This is a genomic window from Stenotrophomonas sp. YJH_SMC_130, from assembly GCF_059369035.1.
This window is the reverse complement of the sequence record NZ_JCAFSH010000015.1, coordinates 17,706-42,643: the sequence shown is the minus strand read 5'-3', so window position 1 is coordinate 42,643 and position 24,938 is coordinate 17,706. Positions and strand designations below refer to the sequence as shown.

The window sequence follows — 24,938 nt, the reverse complement described above, 5'->3', positions numbered from 1 at the left end:
GGACGCCGCCATGATGCTCCGCCCCCGCCAAGCCCTGCTGGTCGAGCGCTCTTTGGCGGCGCTCGCCCAACACGGCAACACCCTATCTGTTGGCCCCACCGGGTCGGGCAAGACCATCATGCTGTCGGCGGTAGCCGGCAGCTTGTTGGCCGAGCCAGATGTCAAGGCCTGCATCCTCGCTCATCGCGATGAACTGACCGGCCAAAACCTGACCAAGTTTGCACGGGTGAATCCGGGCGTCAGCACCTCCGTGTTCGATGCCAAGGACAAATCCTGGTCCGGGCGCGCCACATTCGCGATGGTGCAAACGCTGTCGCGCGACAACCATCTCGCCGCGATACCAACACTCGATCTGCTGGTGATCGATGAGGCGCACCACGCCGCCTCGACGTCTTACCGCCGTGTGATCGACCGGGTGCTGGACAAGAACCCGCACGCTCAGATTTTCGGGGTGACGGCGACACCTGCCCGCAGTGACGGTAAGGGACTGCGAGAGGTCTTCAGTAACGTCGCGGATCAAATCACCCTCGGCGAATTGATCGCCTCCGGCCACCTCGTACCGCCCCGCACCTTTGTCATCGATGTCGGCGCCCAGGAGCAGTTGACGCGAGTTCGTCGCACGGCCACCGACTTTGACATGACGGAAGTCGAGGCGATTCTGAACAAGACGCCCATCACCGATGCGGTGATCCGTCATTGGCGGGAGAAGGCCGGCGAGCGCAAGACGATCGTGTTCTGCTCGACCGTCGCCCATGCCGAGTGCGTGCGCCGGGCCTTTCAGGATGCCGGTGTGTCTGCCGTGATCGTGCATGGCGAGCTCCCAGACGCAGAGCGAAAGGCACGACTGGCCGACTACGAATCCGGCACCGCGCAAGTCGTGGTCAACGTGGCTGTGCTGACCGAAGGCTACGACTTCACGCCCACGTCGTGTGTCGTTCTGCTGCGACCCAGCTCGCACAAGTCCACGCTGACCCAGATGATCGGGCGCGGCCTGCGCACCATCGACCCAGCGGAGCATCCGGGAGTCATCAAGACCGATTGCGTGGTCCTGGACTTCGGCACCGCAACCTTGATGCACGGTTCCCTGGAACAGGACGTCAACCTCGACGGGCACCAGCATCACGGGGAAGCGCCGACCAAAGACTGCCCGTCCTGTGAAGCCACCGTCCCGCTCGGTTGCCGCGAATGCCCGCTATGCGGATTCGTCTGGGAGAACGAGACCACAGAGGAAGGTGATGCGCTGGCCGATTTCGTGATGACCGAGATCGACCTGCTCAAGCGCTCCAACTTCCGCTGGTGCGACCTGTTCGGTTGCGACGACGCACTGATGGCCACCGGCTTCAACGCCTGGGGTGGCGTGTTCTTCCTGAATGGGCGCTGGCACGCCGTGGGCGGAGGTAAGGATCTGCAGCCGCGCTTGTTGGCCGTTGGCGATCGCACCGTCTGCATGGCGAAGGCCGATGACTGGCTGAATGACCGCGAGTCGGCAGACTCCGCGCACAAGACCCGGCGCTGGTTGAACGAACCGCCGACCGCGAAGCAACTGCAGTATCTGCCGCAGGCGCTGCGCGCCGACTTTGGCATGACGCGCTATCAGGCCTCGGCGCTGCTGTCGTTCCAGTTCAACAAGTCGTCGATTCAGCGCCTCGTGGTGGCTGCCAACGATGCCCACCGGGAGGCCGCGTGAAATGTGCAGTCTGCTCCCGAAAGGCCAAGGGATTCGGCTATTTCAATCCACGCCTGCCGCGCAGCGATCCTCGACGTTACTCGGACCGCTGGGTGTTCTGCTCCATGCGCTGCCAGAACGCATTTTCGCGACTCATGGAAAAGACGGGAGGTCACATGATCGATCCCAGTGATATGGAGCTCGCCGCCATGGCGTCCTGCCTGGCGCCGCTTGGAGAGTATGTCGGCGCCATCGGCATGCAGCGCCCGCTGGCGGACTACAGCAAAGACGAAGTGCTGATGCTGATCGACGTGGTGGTGACCGCCTACCAGGAACACATGCTCGTCGAGCACGAGCGGATGGCGGAGAAGGACCGCGCTTTTCTTGAGGAGCGACTCGCCCGCCAAGGCAAGTCCGCTTCGACGGGAGTGCCGTTCTGATGCTGGACTTCAATCACCGCCCCAAGATCCACGAGCAGATCGGCGCGCTCATCGACGCCGCACTTAGCGCCGAACGCGACAACCAACCCCGTCGCAACTATCTCGGTGCGTCTCGGTTGGGCGTTGCCTGCGAGCGGGCGTTGCAGTACGAGTATCTCCAAACCCCTGTCGATGCTGGAAGGGAAATCCCGGGTCGCGTGTTGCGCATCTTCGAGGTGGGACACGCTCTCGAAGAGCTGGCCATTCGTTGGCTGCGCATGGCCGGATTCGATCTGTACACCCAAAAGGCCAGCGGCGGTCAGTTCGGCTTTTCCGTTGCAGGCGGCCGTATTCAAGGGCACGTCGATGGCGTCCTGAACGGCGGCCCCGCAGAGCTACGAATGAGCTATCCGGCCCTGTGGGAGTGCAAGACCATGAACGACAAGTCCTGGCGGGATACGGTCAAGCACGGCGTCAGCAAATCCAAACCGGTCTATGCCGCGCAGATGGCCATCTATCAGGCCTACATGGAAGCCAGCATCCCGGGCATTTCCACGAACCCAGCGTTGTTCACTGCGATCAACAAGGACTCCGAGGAGATCTGGTTCGAGTTGGTGCCGTTTGACGGCGGCCTGGCACAGCGCATGTCCGATCGCGCGGTTCGGGTCATCACGGCAACGGACAGCCAGGAACTGCTGCCGCGCCATGCAACCACCCCAACGCATGTCGAGTGCAAGTTCTGCCCCTGGCAGGACCGCTGTTGGAGTTCGACATGATGGCCGACAACATCATCTGGCTCGACTTCAATGACGCGCCCGAGCAGCGCGACGAACTGACCTCTGACACCGATGCCTTGCGCGCTGGCTTGCTGGATCGACTTGAGGCGGTCCTCCACTACCTGTTTCCGCAGGGGCGCATCCGGGGTGGCAAGTTCTACGTCGGTGATGTCGATGGCAACCCGGGCAAGAGTCTGGTGGTTGAGCTGGACGGACCACGGCACGGCCTGTGGAAAGACTTCTCCACCGATGAGGGAGGCGACATCATCGATCTGTGGGCGCGCTCGCAAGGTCGATCCGCCCGCAGCGACTTCCCACGTATCGCCGCAGAGATCCGGCAGTGGCTCGGCATTGCTACCCCGGTTGGCACGCCGATGCGCCGTGATGTTCGCAGCGTGCCGATGGATGACCTCGGCGCCTACACCGGCAAATGGGATTACCTGACTCCCGATGGCGAGCTGATCGCCTGCGTCTACCGGTATGACCCGCCGACAGGCAAAGAGTACCGCCCATGGGATGTGCGAGCCCGCATGTGGCGCGCCCCCGACCCCAGGCCACTCTACAACCAGCCGGCCATCGGGAAAGCGCGAGAGGTCGTCCTGGTCGAAGGCGAGAAATGTGCGGCTGCGTTGATTGCCTGCGGCATTGCGGCCACCACCGCGATGAACGGCGCCAAGGCACCAGTCGACAAGACCGACTGGCGTCCATTAGCCGGGAAATCCGTGGTCATCTGGCCGGACCGGGATGCCCCTGGCTGGGACTACGCCGAGAGCGCAGCACGCGCTTGCGTGATGGCGGGCAGCGCATCCGTGGCCATTTTGGTGCCGCCGACCGACAAGCCGGCCAAGTGGGATGCAGCAGACGCTGTCGACGAGGGCTTCGACTGTGCGGCATTCATCGCCCAGGGTGACCGACGGATCGTAAAGGCAGCGGCTCCCTCTCTGCCCACCTTCACGCTCGGCGAACTGCTCGATGACAACTCGCCGCTGCCCCCGGATCTGATCGCTCCGCGCGTGCTGACACCGGCTGGCATGTTGGTGTTCGGTGGCGCACCGAAAGTCGGCAAGAGCGACTTCCTGCTGTCTTGGCTGGCGCACATGGCTGCAGGCGCTGTATTCCTCGGCATGCAGCCACCCCGTCCGCTGCGCGTGTTCTACCTGCAGGCCGAGGTCCAGTACCACTACCTGCGCGAGCGCGTGAAGGATGTGCGCCTGCCATCACACCGGCTTTTGGATGCCCGCGCCAACTTCGTCGCCACACCGCAGTTGCGGCTGGTGCTCGATGACGCAGGGCTGGCGCAGGTGATCCCGGCGATCGCGCAGGCTTTCGGCGGCGAGCCTCCCGACATCATCGCCATCGATCCGATCCGCAACGTTTTCGACGGCGGTGACGCCGGTGGCGAGAACGACAACGGCGCGATGCTGTTCTTCCTGTCCCAGCGGGTGGAGCGCATTCGCCAGGCAGTGAATCCGGACGCCGGCGTCATCCTCGCCCACCACACCAAGAAGCTCGGCAAGAAGCAGTTCGAGGAGGACCCGTTCCAGGCACTGGCCGGCGCGGGAAGTCTGCGCGGCTACTACTCGACCGGGATGTTGTTGTTCAGGCCCGACGAGACCAGAACGACCCGCCAGCTGATCTTTGAGCTGCGCAACGGCGCGGGTATCCCGCAACGGCATGTCGACAAGATCAACGGCGAGTGGCGCGAGGTCGATGCCAACGAGCGGCTGGTGATGAAGGACTACGGCGAGCGCTTGGATGCCGAGCGCCGCCGCAAGCGCGACGCGATCCTCCAGATCTTGTTCGAGGAGGCCGGCAACGGGCGCTGCTACACCGCCAACCAGTTCGCGGAGTCCTTCGAGGGCAAGGCTGGCCTGGGGGGCGAGCGCACCATCCGCGAACGCGTCTCCGCGCTCTCGACGCAGGGCTACATCAAGTATTTCCGCAACGCGGCTGACTACGGTCTGCCCTCCAGCGGCCGCACCAAGTTCGGCTATCTCTGCGTAGAAGGCATGGTGCTGCGCTTGCCAGCTGGCGATGTCGACACCGCCACCGGCGAGCTGCCGATGCGCGAGCACACGGTGCTCCCCACCCACTACAAGTGCCCGCATTCCGGCGCCTCGATGCCTGTCGAGAACCCAGATGTGTGGGTCTATCACGACGAACTGAACGACCCGGAGGCCTCATGAACATTGCCCAATCGGCAGTTGGTAGCGCCGTTGCCAACTGCACCCATTTCCTTGCCAACTACCCGCAGTTGGCAAACCCCTGCCAACTGGAAGTCCAGGTAAATCAGGGTATTGCGGGAAATTACCCGCAGTTGGCAGTTGGCAACGATTCCAACTTGCCAACTGGCGCAAACCCGCGTGGTTGCTGGACTTTCTCCCATTCTCCAGTTGGCGAAAACTCCCCCTCCTACTACGTAGGAGAGGGACCAGATGGTCCCTCCACTCTACGTAGGGGGCTTGCCGGCCACCCGGGATCAGATCATCGGCGGCCATCCCGGTCCTCGATCCTGGCATTGGATCTCGGCACCCAGACAGGCTGGGCACTGCGCGACCGCGATGGCGCAGTGACCAGTGGATCGGAATCCTTCAAGCCGCAGCGCTTCGAGGGTGGCGGCATGCGCTACCTGCGATTCAAACGCTGGCTCACCGAGATCAAGCAGTCCTGCGACGGCATCGACGCCGTGTACTTCGAGGAGGTGCGCCGCCACGCCGGGGTCGATGCGGCACACGCCTACGGCGGCTTCATGGCCCACCTCACCGCATGGTGCGAGCACCACCAGATCCCGTACCAGGGCGTTCCGGTGGGCACGATCAAGAAGCACGCCACCGGCAAGGGCAACGCGAACAAGGATCAGATGATCAGCGCCGCCCGGTTGCGTGGCCACGCACCGGCTGACGACAACGAAGCCGATGCCATTGCGCTGTTGCACTGGGCCGTCGAGACACAGGAGGTGTGAGATGAAGGTTCCGACTCACGCCTACCGCTGTGCCCTGGCTCGACTGCAGCCCGATCCGCGCCCCGATCCGGAGCAGATCAAGCGCGAAGGATGGCGCGACCAGCAGATCCTGGTGATCTCGCCCGACGACACGCGACTCGATTGGGTCGAACGCGAACTGCTGCGCCGGATCGGCGATCGGCTGTACGGGTCGAAGGAGCGTCGACATGGCTGAGTGGACGATCGAAACCGTGGCCGACCGGTTCATCGAGGCCGCACGAACTGCCCACCGCCTTCCTCCGGTTCGCGTGCAGGGCTACTTCAACTGCTGGCCGGCGATCAAACGCATGCCATGGGAAAACCTCGGCGCAGAGCCACCGGTCTACCGCTTTCCGCCCGACCCTGCGGCCATCGACCGGATGCTGGAGACCATGCGGTGGGTCCAGTGGCTTGAGGAGGAACAGCGACACCTCGTCTGGATGCGGGCACAGCGGTACCCGTGGAAAGATATCTGTTGCCGCTTCGCCTGTGACCGGACCACTGCCTGGCGTCGTTGGCAGGCAGCACTGGCGATCGTGGTCGAGCAGCTGCAAGGGGCGAAGAGACATGGAGCGGTAGCCAATGCGCGCTGACGTTGCGTGTAGTTGCGAGCCGTTGCAAAGCCAATCGGAAACCTGCGGAACGCTGCGGGTTTCGACGACTTTTTGGCGTGCAACATCTGAAGGGATTTTCGCTAGTATTACGGCTAATCTCGCGAGCGAAGTACGTCTGAAGGCCACAGCACAGTCTGTGGCCTTCGTCGTTTCCAGCCCGCGATGGCCACGCCCCATTGCCACGGGTCCTTCCTGGCCACCATGCGATGCGGGAGGCGCGAGCGCGGCGCTTTTTTAGCGTCAGGGTGCGAACCAAGGTTCGCACGGTTCGCAGTTCGCACCCCGTCAGTTCGCACCAACCCCAAAAACCCGCCCACGGTTGTCGTCGGCGGGTTTTCTATTTTCAGGACACCATCTTTGAATACGCTCAACGTCGAGTACCGCAAGGTCGAGGCGCTGATTCCCTACGCCCGCAACCCGCGCACACATTCCGAGGCGCAAGTCACCAAGATCGCCGCCAGCATCGTCGAATATGGCTGGACGAACCCGGTCCTGGTTGATGGCGACAACGGCATCATCGCGGGCCATGGTCGTTTGGCTGCTGCACGCAAGCTGGGGCTGGATCAGGTGCCGGTGATCGAACTGGCCCATCTCACCACCGCGCAAAAGCGCGCCTTGGTCATCGCCGACAACCGGCTGGCGCTTGACGCTGGCTGGGATGAGGAGATGTTGGCGCTCGAACTGGCGGAGCTTTCCGAAGCTGGTTTTGAACTGGCGCTGACCGGCTTCGAGAACATCGAGATCGATGCGCTGCTGGCAGATGCCACGCCCACCGAAGCAGAACCAGCGGCGCAAGATGATGCAGATGCCGACGAACCCGATACGACTGATGACGTACCTGACAAACCAGTGGTGGCGGTGTCGCGCGAGGGCGATGTCTGGGCCATCGGCTCGCACCGGTTGATCTGTGGCGACGCCACAGACCCAGCCGTGGTCGCCACGCTGATGCAGGGTGACACCGCGCAGCTTTGCTTCACCTCGCCGCCGTATGGCAACCAGCGCGACTACACCTCCGGCGGCATTGCCGATTGGGATGCACTGATGCGCGGTGTGTTCGCACATCTGCCGATGGCGGGCGACGGACAAGTGCTGGTCAATCTTGGGCTGATCCACCGCGACAACGAAGTCATCCCCTATTGGGACGGCTGGCTGTCCTGGATGCGTCAGCAAGGGTGGCGGCGCTTCGCGTGGTACGTCTGGGATCAGGGGCCAGGCATGCCCGGCGACTGGCAGGGCCGATTGGCTCCCAGCTTCGAGTTTGTTTTCCACTTCAATCGCAGCACCCGCAAACCCAACAAGATCGTGCCTTGCAAGCACGCAGGCCAGGAATCGCACCTGCGCGCTGACGGGTCGTCCACGGCGATGCGCGGTAAGGATGGCGAGGTCGGCGGCTGGACGCACAAGGGTCAACCGACGCAGGACACCCGAATCCCCGACTCAGTGATTCGCGTGATGCGCCACAAGGGCAAGATCGGTCAGGACATTGATCACCCCGCCGTCTTCCCGGTGGCGTTGCCGGAGTTCGCCATCGAGTCCTACACAGACGCCGGAGACATCGTGTTCGAGCCGTTCGGCGGCAGTGGCACGACGATGCTGGCCGCGCAGCGCACTGGCCGCATTTGTCGCAGCGTCGAGATTGCGCCGGAGTACGTGGACGTGGCCATTAAGCGTTTTCAGCAAAACCACCCCGGCGTGCCGGTCACTCTCATCGCCACTGGCCAATCTTTCGACGAGATCGCCACTGAACGCGAAATGGAAGTGGCGGCATGAACTGGCTGGCCGACAAGATCGAGCAGTGGCCGACAGCCAAACTGCTGCCCTATGCCCGCAATGCGCGGACGCACTCGGATGATCAGGTGGCGCAGATCGCCGCATCGATTGCCGAGTTTGGCTTCACCAATCCGATCCTTGCAGGCAGTGACGGCATCATCGTCGCTGGGCATGGCCGCTTGGCCGCTGCGCAGAAACTCGGGCTGGAAATCGTGCCCGTGGTCGTACTGGATCACCTGAGCCCGACCCAGCGACGCGCCTTGGTCATCGCAGACAACCGCATCGCGGAGAACGCTGGCTGGGATGACGCGATGTTGCGGATCGAACTTGAGGCTTTGCAGCTGGAAGGTTTCGATCTGGACATCACCGGCTTCGACGCCGACGCGCTGGCCGAACTGATCGCGGGCGACGAGCCGCACAACGAGGGCCAGACCGATGAGGACGCGGTACCGGAGGTTGGCGAAATTCCAATATCGCGCCCGGGCGATGTCTGGATCATGGGCCAGCACCGACTGCTGTGCGGCGACTCGACCGTGGCAGAGAGCTATGCCCGGCTGATGCAAGGCGACATGGCAGACATGGTCTTCACCGACCCGCCGTACAACGTGAACTACGCCAACAGCGCCAAAGACAAGATGCGCGGCAAGGATCGCGCGATCCTCAACGACAACCTGGGTGACGGCTTCTACGATTTCCTGCTGGCGGCACTGACGCCCACCGTGGCGCATTGCCGGGGCGGGATCTACGTGGCAATGTCCTCCAGCGAGCTGGATGTGCTGCAGGCCGCCTTCCGCTCCGCCGGAGGCAAATGGTCGACCTTCATCATCTGGGCCAAGAACACCTTCACCCTGGGGCGCGCCGACTACCAGCGCCAGTACGAGCCGATCCTCTACGGGTGGCCCGAAGGCGCACAGCGCCACTGGTGTGGTGACCGCGACCAGGGCGACGTGTGGAACATCAAGAAGCCCCAGAAGAACGACCTGCACCCGACGATGAAGCCGGTGGAGTTGGTCGAGCGCGCGATTCGCAATTCGAGCCGCCCTGGCAACGTGGTTCTCGACCCGTTCGGTGGCTCTGGAACGACGCTGATCGCCGCCGAGAAGGCAGGCCGCATTGCGCGGCTGATCGAACTCGACCCCAAGTACGTCGACGTGATCGTGCGCCGGTGGGAGGAGTTCACCGGCAAGCAGGCCACCCGCGAGGCGGATGGCGCGGCGCTTGATCAGGCGGCCAGCGATTCTTCGACGATCTCGCAGTGAATCACAAAGCCCGTCAGGTAAGGCAGGCCGCGCGGGATGCCGTACTGCTTGCTGGTCTGGCGGCCAATCGTCCAGCCCATCCAACGCTGGGTGGCGGCGTTGATCGCGTCCGACAGGGCCTTGCCCTCGTAAAGCCCGTTCTGGACGTCGTCGGCAAAGTGGCGTCCGTGGCGACTGTCGAGGAAGGTCCGCACCGATTCGAGGGGCTGGTGGGTGGCGTCCGAAATGGCGTTCATGGCCAGGGGCCATGCGGCGCTGGCGTGTTCGTTCATCGTGCCCCAAAAACCCCAGGCTTCGTTCTGGGTGGTGGGGATCTGGTTGGTGGTCATGATGTCTTCTCCGGGTTGATCGTTGCGACACCTGTAGTAACGCGCTGTTCGATTGAGAAGCCAAGCTGTTCCTGGCTTCTTTCTCGATCAATTTTGCTTACCCGAGACGGGCTACGTAGCGGGCGTAATCACCGCCCTCGGGATTGACGTAGAGGTAAGGACGTCCGGGAGCAGTGACCTCGACGCAGAGGTAGCCGTCGCCAGTGCCGCCACCCTTGCCACGCAGCCAGTCGCGTGACACCAGCAGGCTGCGCCCAAAGGCGTCGAATTCGGCAGGGGTGAGCTCCTTGGTCTCGGTGACGTAGACCTTGTGCTGGTCGCTCCCGCCCAGTTCGCCGAGGTCGGCAGGTTTGCGTGCAAACGGCAGGCGGATGCTCAACTCTTCGACCTGGAGGCTTTGGCCTGCGAACTGCAGAGTGCGTGGGGTGCGTTCGATGGTGATGGTCATGGTGCTCATGGCGGTTTTCCTGGTATGGCGTCGTCAATCACGACACCTGTATGAACGCGCTGGTGGGGAGAGAAGCCAAGCTATTCATGGCTCCTCTCGCCATCTTTTCAGGCGATGCGGTACACCCGCTCGCCGCCCTGCGGTTTGTCCGACACGATGGTCAGCCCAAGTTTTTTCTTGAAGGCTCCGGCGAAGGTGCCGCGCACCGTGTGCGCCTGCCAACCGGTGGCGGTGCAGATCTGGTCGATGGTTGCGCCCTCGGGGCGTTGCAGCATCCGGATCACTTCGGCCTGCTTGCTGTTCTCGCGTGTGCGTGGCGTGACCCACGTGGCTTCGGCGGCGGTTACGGCCGCTTCCAGTTCGGGATCGCTCGCGGCCGCAGGCGCGCCTTCAGCGTTGGCGATGATCCGGTCGAGATTGGCTTCGAACTGACCGATGCCCTTCCTGTTCACGTCGGGACGCGGAATGCCCAGGGCGTCGTAGCCCTCCGCAGCGACAAGCCAGTCGGTGCCATCGGTGGTGATCAGTGCGCGGTTGAAAAGTCCGTCGAGCACCTTCTTGCGTGCGCCGCCTTTGATGTTGTCGGGGAACCAGTCGATCTTGCCGCTGGTGTGTTCAACCGCGTGGGCCAGGATCGCTTGCTGGGCAGGGGTCAGTTGAGTGGTGGTCATGTTTTGCTCCTTCGATGTGGTGGACGGTGATGTGATGAACGCGCTGTTCTCAAGTGAAGCCAAGCGCTTTCTGCTTGGCTTCTTCGCTTCGCAATCAGGTGTTGGCCTTGTCTGACGGGTTGGCATTGCGCCCCTGCTCAAGACCCGCGTTGAAGGCGGCTTCAAGCGCATCGCGTAGGCACCAGACCGCTACATCGTGGAAATCGAGGCTGTCCGAGCGGCGGGTTTCCAGGGTTTCGATGCCCAGCTTGTTTTGCGCGATCTGGGTCAGGAGTTGTTCGAGCTTGCTCATGTCCGTGTCCTTTCATGGTGTTGATGACGAACGTATGAACGCGCTGTTCCCGATGGAAGCCAAGCTCAATTCGCCGGAATGACGAACAAATGATTGAAGGTGCCCCGAAGGGGAAATATGGGTATTTCGATTCGTGCCTACGCACGCCACCGAGGGGTGTCCGATGCAGCGGTGCGCAAGGCCATCGCTGCTGGGCGGATCACGCCGGAGGCAGACGGAACGATTGATGCCGAGCGCGTCGACCGCGAGTGGGCGCGCAATTCCGATGCACCGCGCAATGGCACGGCCACCCGCGCGGTCAAGGTCGCCGTCCAGGAATCCAGCGGGGCCACAGGAGACGGGCAAGCAGCCTCATTGGCAACATCCGCAGCAGGTGGCACGTCCTTGTTGCAAGCGCGGACGGTCAACGAAGTGGTCAAGGCGCAAACCAACAAGGTGCGTCTCGCCCGCCTCAAGGGCGAGCTGGTAGATCGGCCACAGGCCATCGCCCATGTTTTCAAGCTGGCGCGCTCCGAACGAGATGCCTGGCTCAACTGGCCCGCGCGCATCTCGGCACAAATGGCAGCCAAGCTCGGCGTCGATCCGCACACGATGCACATCGCCCTGGAGGCAGCCGTGCGTGAGCACCTGCAGGAACTGGGCGAGATGCGCCCGAGGGTGGATTGATGGACATGGACTACGAAGGCGCTGCCGAGATTGAGCGTGCGTGGCGCGAAGGACTGACTCCCGACCCGCTGCTCACCGTGTCCGAATGGTCGGATCGCCACCGGATGCTTTCCAGCAAGGCCTCTGCCGAACCGGGTCGCTGGCGCACCAGCCGCACGCCATACCTGAAAGCGATCATGGATTGCCTGTCGCCGACCTCCCCGGTTGAGCGCGTGGTGTTCATGAAGGCGGCGCAGCTTGGCGCGACCGAGATGGGCTCGAACTGGATCGGCTACGTCATCCACCACGCGCCGGGGCCAATGATGGCGGTGTGGCCGACGGTAGAAATGGCCAAGCGCAACTCAAAGCAACGGATCGATCCGCTGATCGAGGAGTCGTCCGCACTGGCTGAACTGATTGCACCGGCGCGCAGCCGGGATTCAGGCAACACCATCCTGGCCAAGGAGTTCCGGGGTGGTGTGCTGGTGATGACTGGGGCCAACAGCGCGGTCGGCCTGCGTTCGATGCCGGTGCGCTACCTGTTCCTCGACGAAGTGGACGGCTACCCGCTGGACGTCGAGGGCGAAGGCGACGCGATCTCGCTGGCCGAAGCGCGCACGCGCACCTTCGCGCGGCGCAAGATCTTCATCGTCTCGACCCCAACGATCTCAGGGGCGTCGGCTATCGAGCGCGAGTACGAGGCCAGTGACCAACGTCGCTACTTTGTGCCGTGTCCGCATTGCTCCCACCGTCAGTGGCTGCGTTTCGAGCAGCTGCGTTGGGACAAAGGGCAACCGGAAACCGCTGCCTACATCTGCGAGTCATGTGACACCGCGATTGCCGAGCATCACAAGACGTGGATGCTGGAGCACGGCGAGTGGCGCGCGATGATCACCGATGGCGCGGGTAAGACTGCAGGCTTCCACCTGTCGTCGCTGTATAGCCCGGTGGGCTGGCGTTCGTGGCGAGAGATCGCCGCTGCGTGGGAAGCCGCCGTCAGTAAAGAGTCGGGATCGGCCGCCGCCATCAAGACCTTCAAGAACACCGAGCTAGGCGAAACCTGGGTCGAGGAAGGCGAAGCCCCGGACTGGCAACGACTGGTCGAACGCCGCGAGGACTACCGCGTCGGTACGGTGCCGCAAGGTGGTCTGCTCTTGGTCGGCGCGGCCGACGTGCAGAAAGATCGCATCGAGGCGTCGGTCTGGGCCTTTGGGCGCGGCAAGGAGTCCTGGCTGGTTGAGCACCGCGTGCTGATGGGTGACACCGCCCGCGACGCGGTGTGGAAGAGCCTCGCTGAAATGCTGGCCGAAACATGGACACATGCCTCGGGCGCGGCGATGCCGCTGGTGCGCTTTGCCTTGGATACCGGGTTTGCCACGCAGGAGGCCTACGCCTTTGTGAGGGCCTGCCGCGATTCGCGTGTGATGGCGGTCAAGGGGGTGCCTCGCGGGGCAGCCTTGATCGGCACGCCGACCGCCATCGATGTCTCGCAAGGTGGCAAGAAGCTGCGCCGGGGCATCAAGGTGTACAGGGTGGCGGTCAGCATTGCCAAGCTCGAGTTCTACAACAACCTGCGCAAGAGCGCAGATGTTGGGGAGGACGGATTGACCACGGTGTTCCCGGCCGGGTTCGTCCATCTGCCCAAGATCGACGCCGAGTTCATCCAGCAACTCTGCGCGGAGCAACTGATCACCCGCCGCGACCGCAACGGCTTCCCGGTGCGTGAGTGGCAAAAGATGCGCGAGCGCAATGAAGCGCTCGACTGCTACGTCTACGCCCGCGCGGCTGCATCGGCGGCGGGTCTGGATCGCTTCGAGGAACGTCACTGGCGGGAGCTGGAGCGACAACTGGGGCTGGCCATTCCGCCAGCCCTTGAAACACCTACTGAATCGATCAACGAGGCCACCCAACGCGGTGGCCTCGCTGTTTCTGGCAACCGTAACACCGGTCGGCGCGTGATCAAAAGCCGCTGGCTGTCCTGACACCCCAAGGAGAAAACATGAGTCTTGCTACCCGTATCGAAAGCCTGGTCATCCGCGTCGCGCAGGAGTTCAACGATGTCCGCGCCAAGGCAGGCAACCTGGCCAACCTCACCACCACCGACAAGTCGAATCTGGTCGCGGCCATCAACGAACTGAAGGCCGCCGTGGTGTCCTCGGCGGTGATCGACGATGCGCACATCGCGGCCACGACCACGTACTCGTCCAACAAGATCGTCTCGCTGCTCGATGCGCTCAAGACCGAGATCTTGGGCGGTGCCGATGCCGCCTACGACACGCTGGTGGAAATCCAGCAACTGCTGCAGAACGGCACTAGCGGTCTGGATGCGCTGCTCGCCGCCGTCAACAACCGCGTGCGCTTCGATGCGGCGCAGTCGCTGACCGTGGCCGAGCAACTTCAGGCACGCAGCAACATCGGTGCCGTCGCAGCCACCGATGTCGGCAATACCGACACAGACTTCGTCGCGGTCTTTGTGGGTGCTCTGGTCTGATGAGCCTCGCATCGCGCATCAGTGCGCTGGCCAGTCGTGTCGGGCTCGAGGTTAAGACCAAGATCGACGCCACCCACCCCGGCGTGGCCCGGGCGTGGGTGTGTTTCGGCTATGTCGGCACGCAGGTCGTCGTGCGCGCATCGCACAACGTGGCCAGCGTGACCCGGACGGCGGCGGGTCGCTACCGCGTGACCTTCGCTGTTGCCATGCCCGACGCCAACTATTGCTGGACGGCGCTTGCCCGCAGCAGCACCAACAGCGGCACGCAGCGCATTGCCATCGTGCGATCCAGCACCGACCAGAAGACCGCTCAGTACGTCGACATCAGTTGCGCCACCACATCTGCATCGTTTTCCGATTCCTCCGAAATCAACCTCACGGTGTACCGCTGATGGCCTACACACAAGCACACCTCGACGCCTTGGAAGCGGCGCTGGTCAAGGGCGAGAAACGCGTGACTTTCGGCGACAAGACCGTCGAGTACCGCAGCGTCGATGAACTCCAGGCCGCCATTGCGGCGGTCAAGCGCGACCTCTTCGAGCAGGCCGTGGACACCGGGCTGTGGCCCGGCGCACCACGCCAGATCCGGGTCACCACCGGTAAAGGGTTCTGAACATGCAATGGTTTGACCGAATGCGTGATCGGATACGAAAAGGCGTCGGCATGAGCCTGCTTGGCGGCACGCCGTTCTATGACGGCATCGGTGGTGGCCGTCGCGCATTGGCATGGCAGGTCGGCAATCCAGGTGCAGTCGCAGCACTGGCGTTCACCCAGAACGAGTTGCGCGCCAAGAGCCGCGATCTGGTACGCCGCAATGCCTGGGCAGCGGCAGGCGTCGAGGCCTTTGTCTCGAACGCCATCGGCACCGGCATCAAGCCGCAGAGCATGCTGGCCGATCAGCCCCTGCGCGAAGCGATCCACAGCCTGTGGTGGGACTGGTGCGAGGAGGCCGATGCCGCCGGACTGACCGATTTCTACGGACTGCAGGCCTTGGCCTGTCGCGCCATGCTCGAAGGCGGGGAATGTCTGGTGCGGCTGCGCTATCGCCGCCCGGAGGATGGGCTGCCGGTGGGCCTGCAACTGCAGCTGCTCGAACCCGAACACCTGCCAGCCACGCTGAATCAGGAGTTGGCTTCGGGAAATGTGATCCGTGCGGGCATCGAATTCGACAAGCTCGGACGGCGGGTGGCTTACCACCTGTATCGCTCGCACCCGGGTGATGGCTCACTGGCCCCGATGTCGGGCACCGGTGGCGTGGTGGGCGGTCTCGACACTGTGCGTGTCCCGGCCAGCGAAATCATTCACCTGTTTCGTCCCTTGCGGCCCGGACAGATCCGGGGCGAACCGTGGCTGGCGCGCGCACTGGTCAAGCTCAACGAACTCGACCAGTACGACGACGCCGAGCTTGTGCGCAAGAAAACCGCCGCGATGTTCGCGGGCTTCATCACGCGCCTGTCCCCCGAGGACAACCTGATGGGTGAAGGACTGCCGGATGCCAGTGGTGCAGCGTTGGCCGGGCTGGAGCCGGGCACGATGCAGATCCTGGAGCCCGGCGAGGACGTGAAGTTCAGTCAGCCCGCCGACGTTGGCGCGAGCTACGCCGAATTCCTGCGCATGCAGTTCCGGGCGGTGGCAGCAGCGATGGGCATCACCTACGAGATGCTGACCGGCGACCTGACGCAAGTGAACTATTCGTCGATCCGGGCTGGGCTGCTGGAGTTTCGCCGCCGCTGTGAGGCCATCCAGCACGGCGTGATCGTCCACCAGCTGTGCCGCCCGATCTGGCGTGCCTGGATGGAGCAGGCGCTACTTGAAGGCGCGCTGGCGTTGCCGCAGTTCACCGAGAAGAAGCGCGACTATTTCGCGGCCAAATGGATTCCACAGGGTTGGCAGTGGGTCGATCCCAAGAAGGAATTCGACGCGATGCTGACCGCCATTCGCGCCGGGCTGCTGTCTCGATCGGAAGCCATCTCGGCCTTCGGCTACGACGCCGAGGACATCGACCGCGAGATCGCCGCCGACAACCAGCGTGCCGATGCGCTCGGACTGGTCTTCGACTCTGACCCGCGCCATGACAAGGCTCTGCCGAGCGCGCCCATGAATGTGGCCGCCACGGTGGCCGTGCCGCAAGACCAACAGGACAACTGACATGCAACTCGTTCATCTGGCGTCCCGCCTCTACGGGACGCCGCTCCTCATTGCACGTCCCAAACTCGACGTGATCCTCTCCGTGCTGGGTTCCCGCATCGGCTTACCCGATCTGGACATGGCGATGCCGCTGCCCATGCCGCGCCAAAGCGCCACATCGGGTCAGGCGGGCATTGCCGTCATCCCGGTGGTCGGCACGCTGGTCAGACGTTCGATGGGCATCGAAGCCGCCTCTGGCCTGATGTCCTACGGCGAGATCGAAGCCCGCCTGGACGCTGCATTGGCCGACCCTCAGGTGGCGGGCATCCTGCTCGATCTGGATTCGCCCGGCGGCGAGGCATCGGGTGTGTTCGAGTTGGCCGAGCGAATCCGCGCCGCCAGCACCATCAAGCCGATCTGGGCGCACGCCAACGATGCCGCGTACTCGGCGGCTTTTGCCATCGCGGCAGCCTGCCAGCGCCTGACACTGTCGCAGACCGCTGGCGTCGGGTCGATTGGTGTGATCGCGCTGCACGTCGACCAGTCGGTGAAGGACGCCAAGGACGGCTTGAACTACACCGCTGTCTTCGCGGGCAGCCACAAGAACGATTTCTCCCCGCACGAGCCACTCACCCCCCAGGCCACCACCGCGTTGCAGACCGAGGTGGATCGCCTCTACGACATCTTCGTGAATCAGGTCGGACAGATGCGCGGCATCGATCCGGATGCCGTGCGCGCCACCGAGGCGGGGCTGTTCTATGGCGAGCAGGCGGTGGCAGCAGGCCTCGCCGACGCGGTGATGCCGTTTGATGCGGTGATGACCGAGTTCACCGACGCGCTGGCGGCCAAGCAGCGGCTGACGCAGCCCGGCGCGGCCCGCGCCTCGCCGCGAAGCCTACCCACGCAAGCCATCTCAAACCCGCCCCAAAGCAAACCTTTCACCCTGGAGAACACCATGACCGACCCCAAAGACGACCTCGAAAACCCGAACGATCCGGCTGACACCGCCCCACAGGACGACCAGCCGCAGCTTGAGAGCGATTCGCAACCGACGCCTGCTCCCCAAACAGCACTGGCGCAGTCCTTCGCCAGCGGGCGCGGCCAAGCGCAGGCCATTGCAGAGATGTGCCTGATCGCGGGCCAGTCGCAACGCACGGCGGAATTCCTCGCGGCAGGCTTCTCGGAAGCGCAGGTGCGCCGCGCCTTGCTCGACGCCCGTGCCGACCAACCCGAAATCGCCTCGCGTATCACCGCCGAGGCAGGAACCAGCCAGCGCCCGGAAAACAGCCCGGTGGTCGCTGCCGTCAAGAAACTCACCGCCAAGGAGTAAGCCATGCCCACTGTCTCTCAACCCAAGAATCTCGGCGACCTGCTGAAGTACGAAGCGCCGAACCTCTACTCGCGCGACCAGGACACCGTCGCTGCCGCGCAGAACCTGTTACTGGGTACCGTGGTGGGCCGCGAAACAGCCACTGCCAAGCTCAAGGCAATCGACCCGAGCGCTACGGACGGTACGGAAACCGCCATTGGCGTGCTCGGCAATGACGTCGATGCGACGCTGATTGACCGTGAGGACGCGATCCTGATCGCCCGCCACGCCATCGTTGCGCGCGGCGCATTAATCTGGCCGACCGGCATCAGCACTGCGCACAAAGTGGCTGCCATCAAGCAACTCGCAGAACGTGGAGTCCTGGCCCGCGAGAGTGCCTAAAACCCGCGCCTGACCCACTTCCAACGCTCCGTTTCACTCCCCCCAAAACCCGCCGCTGGCGGGTTTCGTCATTTCTGGAGATCCCAAATGCAGAACCCTTTTGAAAACCCCGGCTTCTCGATGGCCAGCCTGACGGCCGCCATCAACCTCCTGCCCAACCGCTATGGGCGGCTGGAGCAACTCAACCTGTTTCCGGCCAAGCCGGTGCGCACCCGGCAGATCATCGTCGAGGAGTACGCCGGTCGTCTGAACCTGCTGCCCACCCGGGCGCCCGGTTCGCCCGGCACGGTGGGTGAACGTGGCAAGCGCAACCTGCGCTCCTTCGTGATCCCGCACATCCCGCACGACGACGTGGTGCTGCCCGAGGAAGTGCAAGGACTGCGCGCCTTCGGTTCCGAAACCGAAATGGAAGCCATCGGCGGTGTCATGGCCCGTCATCTGGAGACCATGCGCAACAAGCACGCGATCACCCTGGAGCATCTGCGCATGGGCGCGCTCAAGGGCAAGATCCTCGACGCCGACGGCAGTGAGCTCGTCGATCTGTTCGACGAGTTCGACATCACTGCGCAATCGGTGTCGTTTGAGTTTTCGACGGCGGCCGACAACGGGCAAATCAAGACTGCCTGCCTGGAGTTGCTGGGCCTCATGGAAGATGGACTCACCGGCGAGTTCTCGACCGGTGTGCATGTGCTGTGCTCGACCGAGTTCTTCCGGGCACTGACCACCCACAAAGAGGTCAAGACCGCCTACCAGAACTGGCAGCAGGGCGCGGTTCTGATCAACGACATGCGCTCGGGCTTCAGCTACAGCGGCATCACCTTCGAGGAATACCGTGGCCAGGCTTCCTTTGTGCAGGCCGACGGCACGCTGGGGTCGCGCCGCTTCATTGCCGCAGGGGAAGCCCATGCCTTCCCGGTCGGCACGGTGGATACCTTCGCGACCTACTTCGCGCCAGCGGACTTCAACGAGACCGTGAACACCATCGGCCAGCCGCTGTATGCCAAGCAGGAGCCACGCAAGTTCGACCGGGGCACTGATCTGCACACGCAGAGCAACCCGCTGCCGATGTGCCACCGACCGGGTGTGCTGATCAAGCTCGTTGCTGCCTGATGGATGTCGCGACGTTGTACGAGGCAGCCCGCAGTGCAGGACTGCTGACCGCCGTCACGGTGGCGGGCACCACAGTCCACTGCGCCTTCCGTGCCCCGGACGAAACCGTGCTGGATGGTTTTGCGCTGTCGCGGGACTACCAGATCGACTACCCGGCGTCCTGGCTGACGCTGGCAGCCGGGGACACGGTCGAGGTGGCAGGCAATACCTATCAGGTGCGCGACGTGCGCGCCATCGGCGACGGCACCGAGCGTCGCGCCTCGCTCTCCCAACTCTGAGGAACTCCCCATGAACTCCGTCCGCGAGCGCGTCTTGCGGGAGATCGTCACGCGCCTGGCATCTGCGATTGCCCCAACACCGGTGCTGCGCATGCCTGCCGTGCCGGTCACCCGAGAGGCCAGTCCCGCGCTGCTGTTGTTCGTCGATGGCGACAGCATCACCGCCCACGCCAACCACCTGGTCGACCGGCTGCTGATCGTCCGGCTTGCCGTGGTGGCACGGGGTGCGGATGCCTTCGACGTCGCCGACCAGGCGCTGGTCGCGGCCCACGCGGCAATGCTCGCCGACCCGAATCTGGGCGGTCTGGCCATCGCCGTGCGCGAGATCGACTGCGAATGGGAGTTCGACGACGCCGACGCCGGGGCCGTCGCGCTGCCTGCCCGCTACGAAATCCGCTACCGCACCCACGCCATTGATCTCACCCAAACAGGATGAACCCATGCACATCGAACTACTGAAACCCCATACCCACGCAGGCAAGCGCCTCGCCGTGGGTGATCGCCTTGACCTGAATGACGCCAGCGCCCGCTGGTTGATCGCGCAGGGCGTGGCCAAGCCCGCTACTGCGTCCGCCGCACCCATCACTGATTCCAAATCCACCCGCCGTGATGCCACGTCCGGCACCACCATCCAAGGAGACTGAACATGGCTTACTTTTCCGGACAAGGCCGCGTCTACATCGGCGCACGTGATGAACTCGGCAACCCGGCCGGGCTGACCTTCGTCGGTAACGTGCCCGAGCTAAAGGTGTCGCTGTCGGTGGACACCATCGAGCACCAGGAAGCGCAGTCGGGTCAGCGCCTGACCGACCTGCAACTCATCAAGACCAAGAAGGGCGAGTTCGCCTGCACGCTGGAAGAGCTGATCGCCACCAACCTGGCGCTCGCGCTCTACGGCACCACGACCACCATCACCCCTGGCACGGTGACTGGCGAGCTGCTGCCCAACCCGGTCACGCCGGGCAGTCTGTATCCGTTGGCCATGCAAAACGTGTCCGCCGTGCAGATCCAAGACTCGGATGCCACGCCCAAGACGCTCCCGGTCAGCCAGTACAGCGTCAATGCCAAGCACGGTTCACTGGTGGTGCTCGATGTCACGTCGGGCGGCCCGTACACCGAGCCGTTCACCGTCGACTACGCCTATGGCGCGGCGCAGAGCACGGCGATGTTCACCCAGCCCTTGCCCGAGCGCTGGATTCGCTTCGAGGGGCTCAACACCGCCGATGGCAACCGCGAGGTGGTGATCGACCTCTACCGCGTGGCCATCAACCCGGCCAAGGAACTGTCGATCATCACCGACGAACTGCTGAAGTTTGAGCTATCGGGCCAAGTGCTGGCGGATCTGACCAAGCCGGTCGGTGGTGATCTCGGTCAATTCGGCCGTCTGGTGCTGCTGTGATGGACGGCTTCAAAACCTTCCCACCCGCACCGGTGGTCGTGACGCTGTCCGGTGTCGCGCTGGAACTGACGCCGATCCGGCTGGGCGAGTTGCCACGGCTGCTGGCCGTGGTGCGCCCGCTGGCCGAGGAGATCACCATCGATCCGGACTGGATGGCGCTGCTGGGGCGGCACGGTGATGCCGTGCTCGATCTGCTGGCGATCACTACCCGGCGTGAGCGCGCGTGGATCAACGACTTGTCGCTGGAGGACGCCGTTCTTCTGGCCGCCGCCGTGTTCGAGGTGAACGCAGATTTTTTCGTGGCGCACGTCGTTCCGGCGATTCAGGGCGCGGCCCAACGACTCGCCCCGACGCTGCGCTCGCTGACGACCTCGGCTGGGACAGTGCCGTCGCCCGCCTGATCCGCGCCGGGCACCGCCTTGGCGACGTGATGGCCTACACGCTCACGCAGGCGCAAGCCTTTCTGGATGCCGACGGCCAGATCGAACGGCAGCAGCTTGCCCAGCTGCTCGGCATTCATGCCGTGGCAGCCCAGGGCGAGAAGCGTGGCATCGAACAACTGCAACGCGATCTGCTCAAGGACTGACCCATGCGCCTCTCGCTCACCACCACCGGCTTGTTGGACCCGCGCCAGTTGGCGGCGTGGAGCACGGAGCGGCGTCGTGCTATCCACACCGCTGTCGCAAAGGGCATGCAATCGGGCGGGCGTGAAGTGCGTGATGCGGCGCGATCCGAGATGCGCAGTGCCTTCACCGTCAAGCGCAACAGCTTCATCTCCTCGATGGGCGTGAAGGTGTTCGACAAGAAGCCCGAACTGCTGCCCGCCTTGCTGGTGGGCAGCAAGATTCCTTGGCTCGGTCTGCATGAAAAAGGCGGCACGGTGAGCGGCAATCTGCTGATTCCGCTGCTGCCCGGTCGCATCGGCCCCAAACGCTTCAAGGCGGTCATCGATGGCCTGATGCGCTCGGGCAATGCCTTCTTTATCGAGAAGAACGGCCGCGTGCTGCTGATGGCCGAGAACATCAAAGAGAACGCCGGGCAACTGGGCCGCTTCAAGCGCGCCGAGCGTGGACGTACCGGGGCCAAGCAGATCAAGCGCGGCCAGGAAATTCCGATTGCCGTGCTGGTCAAGCGCGTCGATCTCAAGCGCCGACTCAATCTGGCCGGTGGCGTGCAACGCGCGCTGCCTGCCCTGGCGCGGGCGATTCAACAAGAACTGGACAAAGTCTGATGGCAAGCAACCGTGCCCAAATCCTGATCAGTGCCGTCGACCAGACCAAGACCGCCTTCGACTCGATCAAACGGGGCTTGGGCGGCCTCACCGATACCGCCAAGAGTGTCAACGGCGTGCTGGCCAACCTTGGCGTGGGCGTTTCGCTGGCGGGCATCGGGGCCATGATCAAGTCCAGCATCGATTCGGCGGATGCGCTGGACGAGATGGCGCAGCGTACCGGCATTGCCGTCGAATCGCTGTCGCTGCTGGTGCCGGCCGCCGAGTTGTCAGCGGTGTCCACCGAGAAGTTCGAAGCCGGGCTCAAGAAGCTGGCCACCGGCATGCTGGAGGCCGCAACCGGCTCGGAGGCATCGGCACAGAACTTCGAAGCGCTGGGGGTGGCGGTCCAGAACCAGGACGGCACCTTGCGCGACAGCGAACAGGTACTGCTGGATCTGGCCGATCGCTTCAAGGCCATGCCGGATGGCGCGGAGAAGGCGGCGCTGGCGGTCGATATCTTCGGCAAGGCCGGTGCCGAAATGATCCCCTTCCTCAACCAAGGACGGGATGGCATCGGTGCGCTGAAGCAGGAAGCCGCTGAACTCGGGCTGCAGTTGTCTGCGGACACCGCCGCGCAGGCAGGCAACTTCAACGACGCGCTCGACAAGCTGAAATTGGCGACCCAGAGCATTGGCAACCAGATCATCGCGTCCTTGCTGCCCGCCCTGAACGACATGGCCGGTGGCATGGTCGAGTCAGCCAAGCAAGGCGGCACATTGCGCACGATTCTGGATGGCGTGGTGCTGGTGCTCAAGACCCTGGCGCTCGGTGTCGCCACGGTTGGCAAGGCCTTCGTCGCCTTGGGTGAAGCGATTGGTGGCGGTGTCGCTGCGGCGGTCGAAGCGCTCAAGGGCAACACCGACGGGGCCAAGGCCATCATTGCCGACCTCAAAGGCAGCCTGATCCAGCGGCTCGATGAGCTGGCGTCCTTCCGCGACAGCCTGTTCGACCCCAAACCCATCGAGGTCAAGGCACCCCGAATTCAGGCCGATCCGGAACTGTTGCAGCGGCTGACCAAACCCAAAGCGGGCAAGGCTGCGCAGGACTCCACTGGCGCGCAGACCACGCTGATGAAAGCGCAGCTGGACGCCGAGTTCGCGCTGCTCAAGGACGGACTGGCGCGGCAACAAACCGCGCTGGATGCAGCGCTTGAGGATCGTCTGATCTCGGTGCGCGACTACTACACGCAGAAAACGGCCATCGAGCAGCGCGAGGTCGACGCCGAGATCGCCCGCAAGCAGCAGGAGCTGGCCCGCAGTCAGCAGATCGCCACCAACGGCAAGTCGGAAAACGACCGCCTGCGTGCCAAGGCCGAAGTGGCCAAGGCGGAAGCGGACCTCATCACGCTCAATAACCGGCGCACGGACATCGAGCAGGCCAATGCGCGCAAGGCCGCGCAAGCCGAGCGTGAGCTGGCCGATGCCTTGGCGCAGGCGCGTGAGGAACTGGCACAGATCACAGGCACGGCTACAGATGCCGACCGGCAAGCTGCCATCGAGCGCAGTTACCGGGATCTGCGGGCGCGCCTGGCGGCAGAAAGCGATGCCGACGGCGTGTCGCTCGTTGACCGACTGATCAACGTGAAGGCGGCGCAAGCGAACCTATCCGCACTGGAAACCCAATGGCGGCAGGTCACCGAGCGTCTGCGCAATGCGCAGGAGGCCCTTCAGACCCAGCAGCAGGCCGGGCTGCTAACCGAAGCACAGGCGCGCCAACAGATCGTGACCTTGCAGCAGCAATCGGCCACCGAGATGGAGCGCCTGCTGCCGACCATGCAACAGGCGGCGCAGGCCATCGGGCCGGATGCTGTGATCCGCGTGCAGGCGTGGCGCAATGAACTGGAGCGCACCCGGCTCACGGTCGACGAAATGACCCCGCTGTGGAACCGCATCGGCGAGAGTTTTGGAGGCGCGCTCAACGGGATGATCACCGGCGCGCAGACCTGGCGCAGCGCGATGGCCAGCCTGTTCCAGCAGGTGGCCGACGCCTTCCTGCAGCAGATCGTGATTCAGCCTTTCCAGCAATGGATCGCCATGCAGGCGCGGATGCTGGCGCTCAAGCTCGGTTTCATCCAGCAGGAGCAAACCGTCGATGCGGCGGCCAGCGCGGCCAAAGTCGCGCAAAAGACCACCGAAACCACCGCCGTGGTGTCGATGGATGCCGCCAAGGCGGGAGCCGGGGCGGCGGCGTCGCAAGCCTCGATTCCCATCGTTGGACCGGGACTGGCCATTGCCGCAATGGTGGCGATGGTCGCCGCGGTCATGGCGCTCTTGGGCGGCATCAAGAAGTTCGCGGGCGGCGGTCTGGTCTCCGGGCCGGGCAGCGCTACATCGGATTCGATCCCGGCGCGTCTCTCAGCAGGCGAGTACGTAGTGCGTGCTGCCGCCGTGCGCCAGGTCGGTGTGGCCTTCCTCGATTCGCTCAACGGCTTGTCGGCAGGCCCGCGTTTCAAGGGCGGCGAATTGGCCTTCGCAGCAGGTGGGCTGGTTCCGGAAGTGAAAGTGCCTCCTGCACAGCCGCAGATGAATCAAGCGGTGCGCATCGTCAACGCGGTCGATCCGGGTGTGACCCACGACCACCTGCAGTCGCCTGCCGGAGAGCGGGTCATCGTCAACATCATCGGGCGCAACGCGCGGGCCATCCGCTCGGCGCTCCAAGGCTGAATTTTGAGGGGAAAGTC

At 64.0% G+C, this 24,938-nt stretch carries 30 protein-coding genes; 26 read left to right on the top strand and 4 right to left on the bottom strand.

What is annotated here, in order from left to right; genetic code table 11:
- Positions 1-10: 10 nt before the first annotated feature.
- The 9 genes from AC5P5V_RS14875 (at position 11) to AC5P5V_RS14835 (ending at position 9,484) form a co-directional block, all read left to right on the top strand.
- Positions 11-1,687: a DEAD/DEAH box helicase gene (locus AC5P5V_RS14875; RefSeq protein WP_236213223.1), complete on the top strand. Its 1,677-nt coding sequence runs from the start codon at positions 11-13 to the stop codon at positions 1,685-1,687.
- Between the two features lie 155 nt (positions 1,688-1,842).
- Positions 1,843-2,106 carry a DUF6511 domain-containing protein gene (locus tag AC5P5V_RS14870; RefSeq protein ID WP_236213224.1) on the top strand — a complete coding sequence of 88 codons (264 nt, stop codon included), beginning with the start codon at positions 1,843-1,845 and terminating at the stop codon, positions 2,104-2,106.
- On the top strand, positions 2,106-2,861 hold the full coding sequence (locus AC5P5V_RS14865) for a PD-(D/E)XK nuclease family protein (RefSeq protein WP_236213225.1): 756 nt from the start codon (positions 2,106-2,108) through the stop codon (positions 2,859-2,861). The genes AC5P5V_RS14870 and AC5P5V_RS14865 overlap by 1 nt, the downstream gene beginning before the upstream one ends.
- Complete coding sequence (locus AC5P5V_RS14860) at positions 2,858-5,047, top strand: AAA family ATPase (protein WP_490003366.1); 2,190 nt, start codon at positions 2,858-2,860, stop codon at positions 5,045-5,047. Before AC5P5V_RS14865 ends, AC5P5V_RS14860 begins: the two co-directional genes overlap by 4 nt.
- Positions 5,044-5,823 carry a crossover junction endodeoxyribonuclease RuvC gene (locus AC5P5V_RS14855; RefSeq protein WP_009521734.1) on the top strand — a complete coding sequence of 260 codons (780 nt, stop codon included), beginning with the start codon at positions 5,044-5,046 and terminating at the stop codon, positions 5,821-5,823. The genes AC5P5V_RS14860 and AC5P5V_RS14855 overlap by 4 nt, the downstream gene beginning before the upstream one ends.
- A gap of 1 nt (position 5,824) precedes the next feature.
- Entirely contained in the window at positions 5,825-6,037 is a 213-nt protein-coding gene (locus AC5P5V_RS14850) for a hypothetical protein (RefSeq protein WP_009521733.1), read from the top strand.
- Entirely contained in the window at positions 6,030-6,434 is a 405-nt protein-coding gene (locus AC5P5V_RS14845; protein ID WP_009521732.1) for a DUF6362 family protein, read from the top strand. The genes AC5P5V_RS14850 and AC5P5V_RS14845 overlap by 8 nt, the downstream gene beginning before the upstream one ends.
- Before the next feature lie 378 nt (positions 6,435-6,812).
- Positions 6,813-8,225 (top strand): site-specific DNA-methyltransferase, encoded by a 1,413-nt coding sequence (locus tag AC5P5V_RS14840; protein WP_236213227.1) that lies wholly within the window; start codon positions 6,813-6,815, stop codon positions 8,223-8,225.
- Positions 8,222-9,484, top strand: a complete 1,263-nt coding sequence (locus AC5P5V_RS14835) for a site-specific DNA-methyltransferase (RefSeq protein WP_495215929.1) — start codon at positions 8,222-8,224, stop codon at positions 9,482-9,484. The genes AC5P5V_RS14840 and AC5P5V_RS14835 overlap by 4 nt, the downstream gene beginning before the upstream one ends.
- On the opposite strand, the gene AC5P5V_RS14830 is transcribed toward AC5P5V_RS14835, so the two are convergent.
- The 4 genes from AC5P5V_RS14830 to AC5P5V_RS14815 all read right to left on the bottom strand — a co-directional run bounded on the left by AC5P5V_RS14830 (position 9,448) and on the right by AC5P5V_RS14815 (position 11,224).
- Positions 9,448-9,813, bottom strand: coding sequence for a hypothetical protein (locus AC5P5V_RS14830; RefSeq protein WP_236213229.1), 366 nt, complete (start codon positions 9,811-9,813; stop codon positions 9,448-9,450). The two genes, AC5P5V_RS14835 and AC5P5V_RS14830, sit on opposite strands and share 37 nt — an antisense overlap.
- Positions 9,814-9,910: 97 nt before the next feature.
- Entirely contained in the window at positions 9,911-10,270 is a 360-nt protein-coding gene (locus tag AC5P5V_RS14825) for a hypothetical protein (RefSeq protein WP_023113935.1), read from the bottom strand.
- Between the two features lie 98 nt (positions 10,271-10,368).
- On the bottom strand, positions 10,369-10,932 hold the full coding sequence (locus AC5P5V_RS14820; RefSeq protein ID WP_236213230.1) for a DUF3489 domain-containing protein: 564 nt from the start codon (positions 10,930-10,932) through the stop codon (positions 10,369-10,371).
- A gap of 94 nt (positions 10,933-11,026) precedes the next feature.
- Positions 11,027-11,224: a DUF6900 domain-containing protein gene (locus AC5P5V_RS14815; RefSeq protein WP_055451284.1), complete on the bottom strand. Its 198-nt coding sequence runs from the start codon at positions 11,222-11,224 to the stop codon at positions 11,027-11,029.
- Positions 11,225-11,341: 117 nt separating this feature from the next.
- Here AC5P5V_RS14815 and AC5P5V_RS14810 point away from each other — a divergent pair, with 117 nt between their 5' ends.
- From AC5P5V_RS14810 to AC5P5V_RS14730, 17 genes are all read left to right on the top strand, one after another.
- On the top strand, positions 11,342-11,890 hold the full coding sequence (locus AC5P5V_RS14810) for a hypothetical protein (RefSeq protein ID WP_029043081.1): 549 nt from the start codon (positions 11,342-11,344) through the stop codon (positions 11,888-11,890).
- A gap of 5 nt (positions 11,891-11,895) precedes the next feature.
- Positions 11,896-13,851 carry a phage terminase large subunit family protein gene (locus AC5P5V_RS14805; RefSeq protein ID WP_495215928.1) on the top strand — a complete coding sequence of 652 codons (1,956 nt, stop codon included), beginning with the start codon at positions 11,896-11,898 and terminating at the stop codon, positions 13,849-13,851.
- 17 nt (positions 13,852-13,868) lie between these two features.
- On the top strand, positions 13,869-14,360 hold the full coding sequence (locus AC5P5V_RS14800) for a hypothetical protein (protein ID WP_062794248.1): 492 nt from the start codon (positions 13,869-13,871) through the stop codon (positions 14,358-14,360).
- The gene (locus tag AC5P5V_RS14795) at positions 14,360-14,752 is read left to right on the top strand and encodes a hypothetical protein (protein ID WP_231281496.1); all 393 of its coding nucleotides are present in this window, start codon (positions 14,360-14,362) and stop codon (positions 14,750-14,752) included. The genes AC5P5V_RS14800 and AC5P5V_RS14795 overlap by 1 nt, the downstream gene beginning before the upstream one ends.
- Positions 14,752-14,973: a phage head-tail joining protein gene (locus AC5P5V_RS14790; RefSeq protein ID WP_009521720.1), complete on the top strand. Its 222-nt coding sequence runs from the start codon at positions 14,752-14,754 to the stop codon at positions 14,971-14,973. The genes AC5P5V_RS14795 and AC5P5V_RS14790 overlap by 1 nt, the downstream gene beginning before the upstream one ends.
- 2 nt (positions 14,974-14,975) lie before the next feature.
- Entirely contained in the window at positions 14,976-16,508 is a 1,533-nt protein-coding gene (locus AC5P5V_RS14785; RefSeq protein ID WP_236213232.1) for a phage portal protein, read from the top strand.
- A gap of 1 nt (position 16,509) precedes the next feature.
- Positions 16,510-17,817 (top strand): S49 family peptidase, encoded by a 1,308-nt coding sequence (locus tag AC5P5V_RS14780; protein ID WP_236213233.1) that lies wholly within the window; start codon positions 16,510-16,512, stop codon positions 17,815-17,817.
- A gap of 3 nt (positions 17,818-17,820) precedes the next feature.
- Positions 17,821-18,198, top strand: a complete 378-nt coding sequence (locus AC5P5V_RS14775) for a head decoration protein (protein WP_236213234.1) — start codon at positions 17,821-17,823, stop codon at positions 18,196-18,198.
- Between the two features lie 87 nt (positions 18,199-18,285).
- Positions 18,286-19,308, top strand: a complete 1,023-nt coding sequence (locus AC5P5V_RS14770; protein ID WP_020200538.1) for a major capsid protein — start codon at positions 18,286-18,288, stop codon at positions 19,306-19,308.
- The gene (locus tag AC5P5V_RS14765) at positions 19,308-19,586 is read left to right on the top strand and encodes a head-tail joining protein (RefSeq protein WP_236213235.1); all 279 of its coding nucleotides are present in this window, start codon (positions 19,308-19,310) and stop codon (positions 19,584-19,586) included. The genes AC5P5V_RS14770 and AC5P5V_RS14765 overlap by 1 nt, the downstream gene beginning before the upstream one ends.
- 10 nt (positions 19,587-19,596) lie before the next feature.
- Complete coding sequence (locus tag AC5P5V_RS14760) at positions 19,597-20,022, top strand: hypothetical protein (protein WP_023113946.1); 426 nt, start codon at positions 19,597-19,599, stop codon at positions 20,020-20,022.
- 4 nt (positions 20,023-20,026) lie between these two features.
- The gene (locus tag AC5P5V_RS14755) at positions 20,027-20,230 is read left to right on the top strand and encodes a DUF7210 family protein (protein WP_236213236.1); all 204 of its coding nucleotides are present in this window, start codon (positions 20,027-20,029) and stop codon (positions 20,228-20,230) included.
- A gap of 2 nt (positions 20,231-20,232) precedes the next feature.
- Positions 20,233-20,985 carry a phage tail tube protein gene (locus AC5P5V_RS14750; RefSeq protein WP_236213237.1) on the top strand — a complete coding sequence of 251 codons (753 nt, stop codon included), beginning with the start codon at positions 20,233-20,235 and terminating at the stop codon, positions 20,983-20,985.
- Positions 20,985-21,386 carry a DUF6631 family protein gene (locus tag AC5P5V_RS14745; RefSeq protein ID WP_236213238.1) on the top strand — a complete coding sequence of 134 codons (402 nt, stop codon included), beginning with the start codon at positions 20,985-20,987 and terminating at the stop codon, positions 21,384-21,386. Before AC5P5V_RS14750 ends, AC5P5V_RS14745 begins: the two co-directional genes overlap by 1 nt.
- A 29-nt stretch (positions 21,387-21,415) precedes the next feature.
- Positions 21,416-21,571 (top strand): hypothetical protein, encoded by a 156-nt coding sequence (locus AC5P5V_RS14740; RefSeq protein WP_009521710.1) that lies wholly within the window; start codon positions 21,416-21,418, stop codon positions 21,569-21,571.
- Between the two features lie 3 nt (positions 21,572-21,574).
- On the top strand, positions 21,575-22,216 hold the full coding sequence (locus tag AC5P5V_RS14735) for a DUF6441 family protein (protein ID WP_236213239.1): 642 nt from the start codon (positions 21,575-21,577) through the stop codon (positions 22,214-22,216).
- Positions 22,216-24,921 carry a coiled-coil domain-containing protein gene (locus tag AC5P5V_RS14730; protein WP_236213240.1) on the top strand — a complete coding sequence of 902 codons (2,706 nt, stop codon included), beginning with the start codon at positions 22,216-22,218 and terminating at the stop codon, positions 24,919-24,921. Before AC5P5V_RS14735 ends, AC5P5V_RS14730 begins: the two co-directional genes overlap by 1 nt.
- Positions 24,922-24,938: the final 17 nt, after the last annotated feature.

Bases quoted from the DNA above. Each gene is read 5' to 3' on its own strand.
- AC5P5V_RS14850 (WP_009521733.1), top strand. From the start codon at position 5,825: ATGAAGGTTCCGACTCACGCCTACCGCTGTGCCCTGGCTCGACTGCAG.
- AC5P5V_RS14750 (WP_236213237.1), top strand. From the start codon at position 20,233: ATGGCTTACTTTTCCGGACAAGGCCGCGTCTACATCGGCGCACGTGAT.
- AC5P5V_RS14855 (WP_009521734.1), top strand. From the start codon at position 5,044: ATGAACATTGCCCAATCGGCAGTTGGTAGCGCCGTTGCCAACTGCACC.
- AC5P5V_RS14835 (WP_495215929.1), top strand. From the start codon at position 8,222: ATGAACTGGCTGGCCGACAAGATCGAGCAGTGGCCGACAGCCAAACTG.
- AC5P5V_RS14870 (WP_236213224.1), top strand. From the start codon at position 1,843: ATGATCGATCCCAGTGATATGGAGCTCGCCGCCATGGCGTCCTGCCTG.
- AC5P5V_RS14785 (WP_236213232.1), top strand. From the start codon at position 14,976: ATGCAATGGTTTGACCGAATGCGTGATCGGATACGAAAAGGCGTCGGC.
- AC5P5V_RS14815 (WP_055451284.1), bottom strand. From the start codon at position 11,224: ATGAGCAAGCTCGAACAACTCCTGACCCAGATCGCGCAAAACAAGCTG.
- AC5P5V_RS14760 (WP_023113946.1), top strand. From the start codon at position 19,597: ATGAACTCCGTCCGCGAGCGCGTCTTGCGGGAGATCGTCACGCGCCTG.
- AC5P5V_RS14820 (WP_236213230.1), bottom strand. From the start codon at position 10,932: ATGACCACCACTCAACTGACCCCTGCCCAGCAAGCGATCCTGGCCCAC.
- AC5P5V_RS14780 (WP_236213233.1), top strand. From the start codon at position 16,510: ATGCAACTCGTTCATCTGGCGTCCCGCCTCTACGGGACGCCGCTCCTC.
- AC5P5V_RS14825 (WP_023113935.1), bottom strand. From the start codon at position 10,270: ATGAGCACCATGACCATCACCATCGAACGCACCCCACGCACTCTGCAG.
- AC5P5V_RS14875 (WP_236213223.1), top strand. From the start codon at position 11: ATGATGCTCCGCCCCCGCCAAGCCCTGCTGGTCGAGCGCTCTTTGGCG.
- AC5P5V_RS14810 (WP_029043081.1), top strand. From the start codon at position 11,342: ATGGGTATTTCGATTCGTGCCTACGCACGCCACCGAGGGGTGTCCGAT.
- AC5P5V_RS14765 (WP_236213235.1), top strand. From the start codon at position 19,308: ATGGATGTCGCGACGTTGTACGAGGCAGCCCGCAGTGCAGGACTGCTG.
- AC5P5V_RS14795 (WP_231281496.1), top strand. From the start codon at position 14,360: ATGAGCCTCGCATCGCGCATCAGTGCGCTGGCCAGTCGTGTCGGGCTC.
- AC5P5V_RS14740 (WP_009521710.1), top strand. From the start codon at position 21,416: ATGGCCTACACGCTCACGCAGGCGCAAGCCTTTCTGGATGCCGACGGC.
- AC5P5V_RS14860 (WP_490003366.1), top strand. From the start codon at position 2,858: ATGATGGCCGACAACATCATCTGGCTCGACTTCAATGACGCGCCCGAG.
- AC5P5V_RS14770 (WP_020200538.1), top strand. From the start codon at position 18,286: ATGCAGAACCCTTTTGAAAACCCCGGCTTCTCGATGGCCAGCCTGACG.
- AC5P5V_RS14735 (WP_236213239.1), top strand. From the start codon at position 21,575: ATGCGCCTCTCGCTCACCACCACCGGCTTGTTGGACCCGCGCCAGTTG.
- AC5P5V_RS14845 (WP_009521732.1), top strand. From the start codon at position 6,030: ATGGCTGAGTGGACGATCGAAACCGTGGCCGACCGGTTCATCGAGGCC.
- AC5P5V_RS14805 (WP_495215928.1), top strand. From the start codon at position 11,896: ATGGACTACGAAGGCGCTGCCGAGATTGAGCGTGCGTGGCGCGAAGGA.
- AC5P5V_RS14755 (WP_236213236.1), top strand. From the start codon at position 20,027: ATGCACATCGAACTACTGAAACCCCATACCCACGCAGGCAAGCGCCTC.
- AC5P5V_RS14800 (WP_062794248.1), top strand. From the start codon at position 13,869: ATGAGTCTTGCTACCCGTATCGAAAGCCTGGTCATCCGCGTCGCGCAG.
- AC5P5V_RS14775 (WP_236213234.1), top strand. From the start codon at position 17,821: ATGCCCACTGTCTCTCAACCCAAGAATCTCGGCGACCTGCTGAAGTAC.
- AC5P5V_RS14830 (WP_236213229.1), bottom strand. From the start codon at position 9,813: ATGACCACCAACCAGATCCCCACCACCCAGAACGAAGCCTGGGGTTTT.
- AC5P5V_RS14790 (WP_009521720.1), top strand. From the start codon at position 14,752: ATGGCCTACACACAAGCACACCTCGACGCCTTGGAAGCGGCGCTGGTC.
- AC5P5V_RS14745 (WP_236213238.1), top strand. From the start codon at position 20,985: ATGGACGGCTTCAAAACCTTCCCACCCGCACCGGTGGTCGTGACGCTG.
- AC5P5V_RS14730 (WP_236213240.1), top strand. From the start codon at position 22,216: ATGGCAAGCAACCGTGCCCAAATCCTGATCAGTGCCGTCGACCAGACC.
- AC5P5V_RS14865 (WP_236213225.1), top strand. From the start codon at position 2,106: ATGCTGGACTTCAATCACCGCCCCAAGATCCACGAGCAGATCGGCGCG.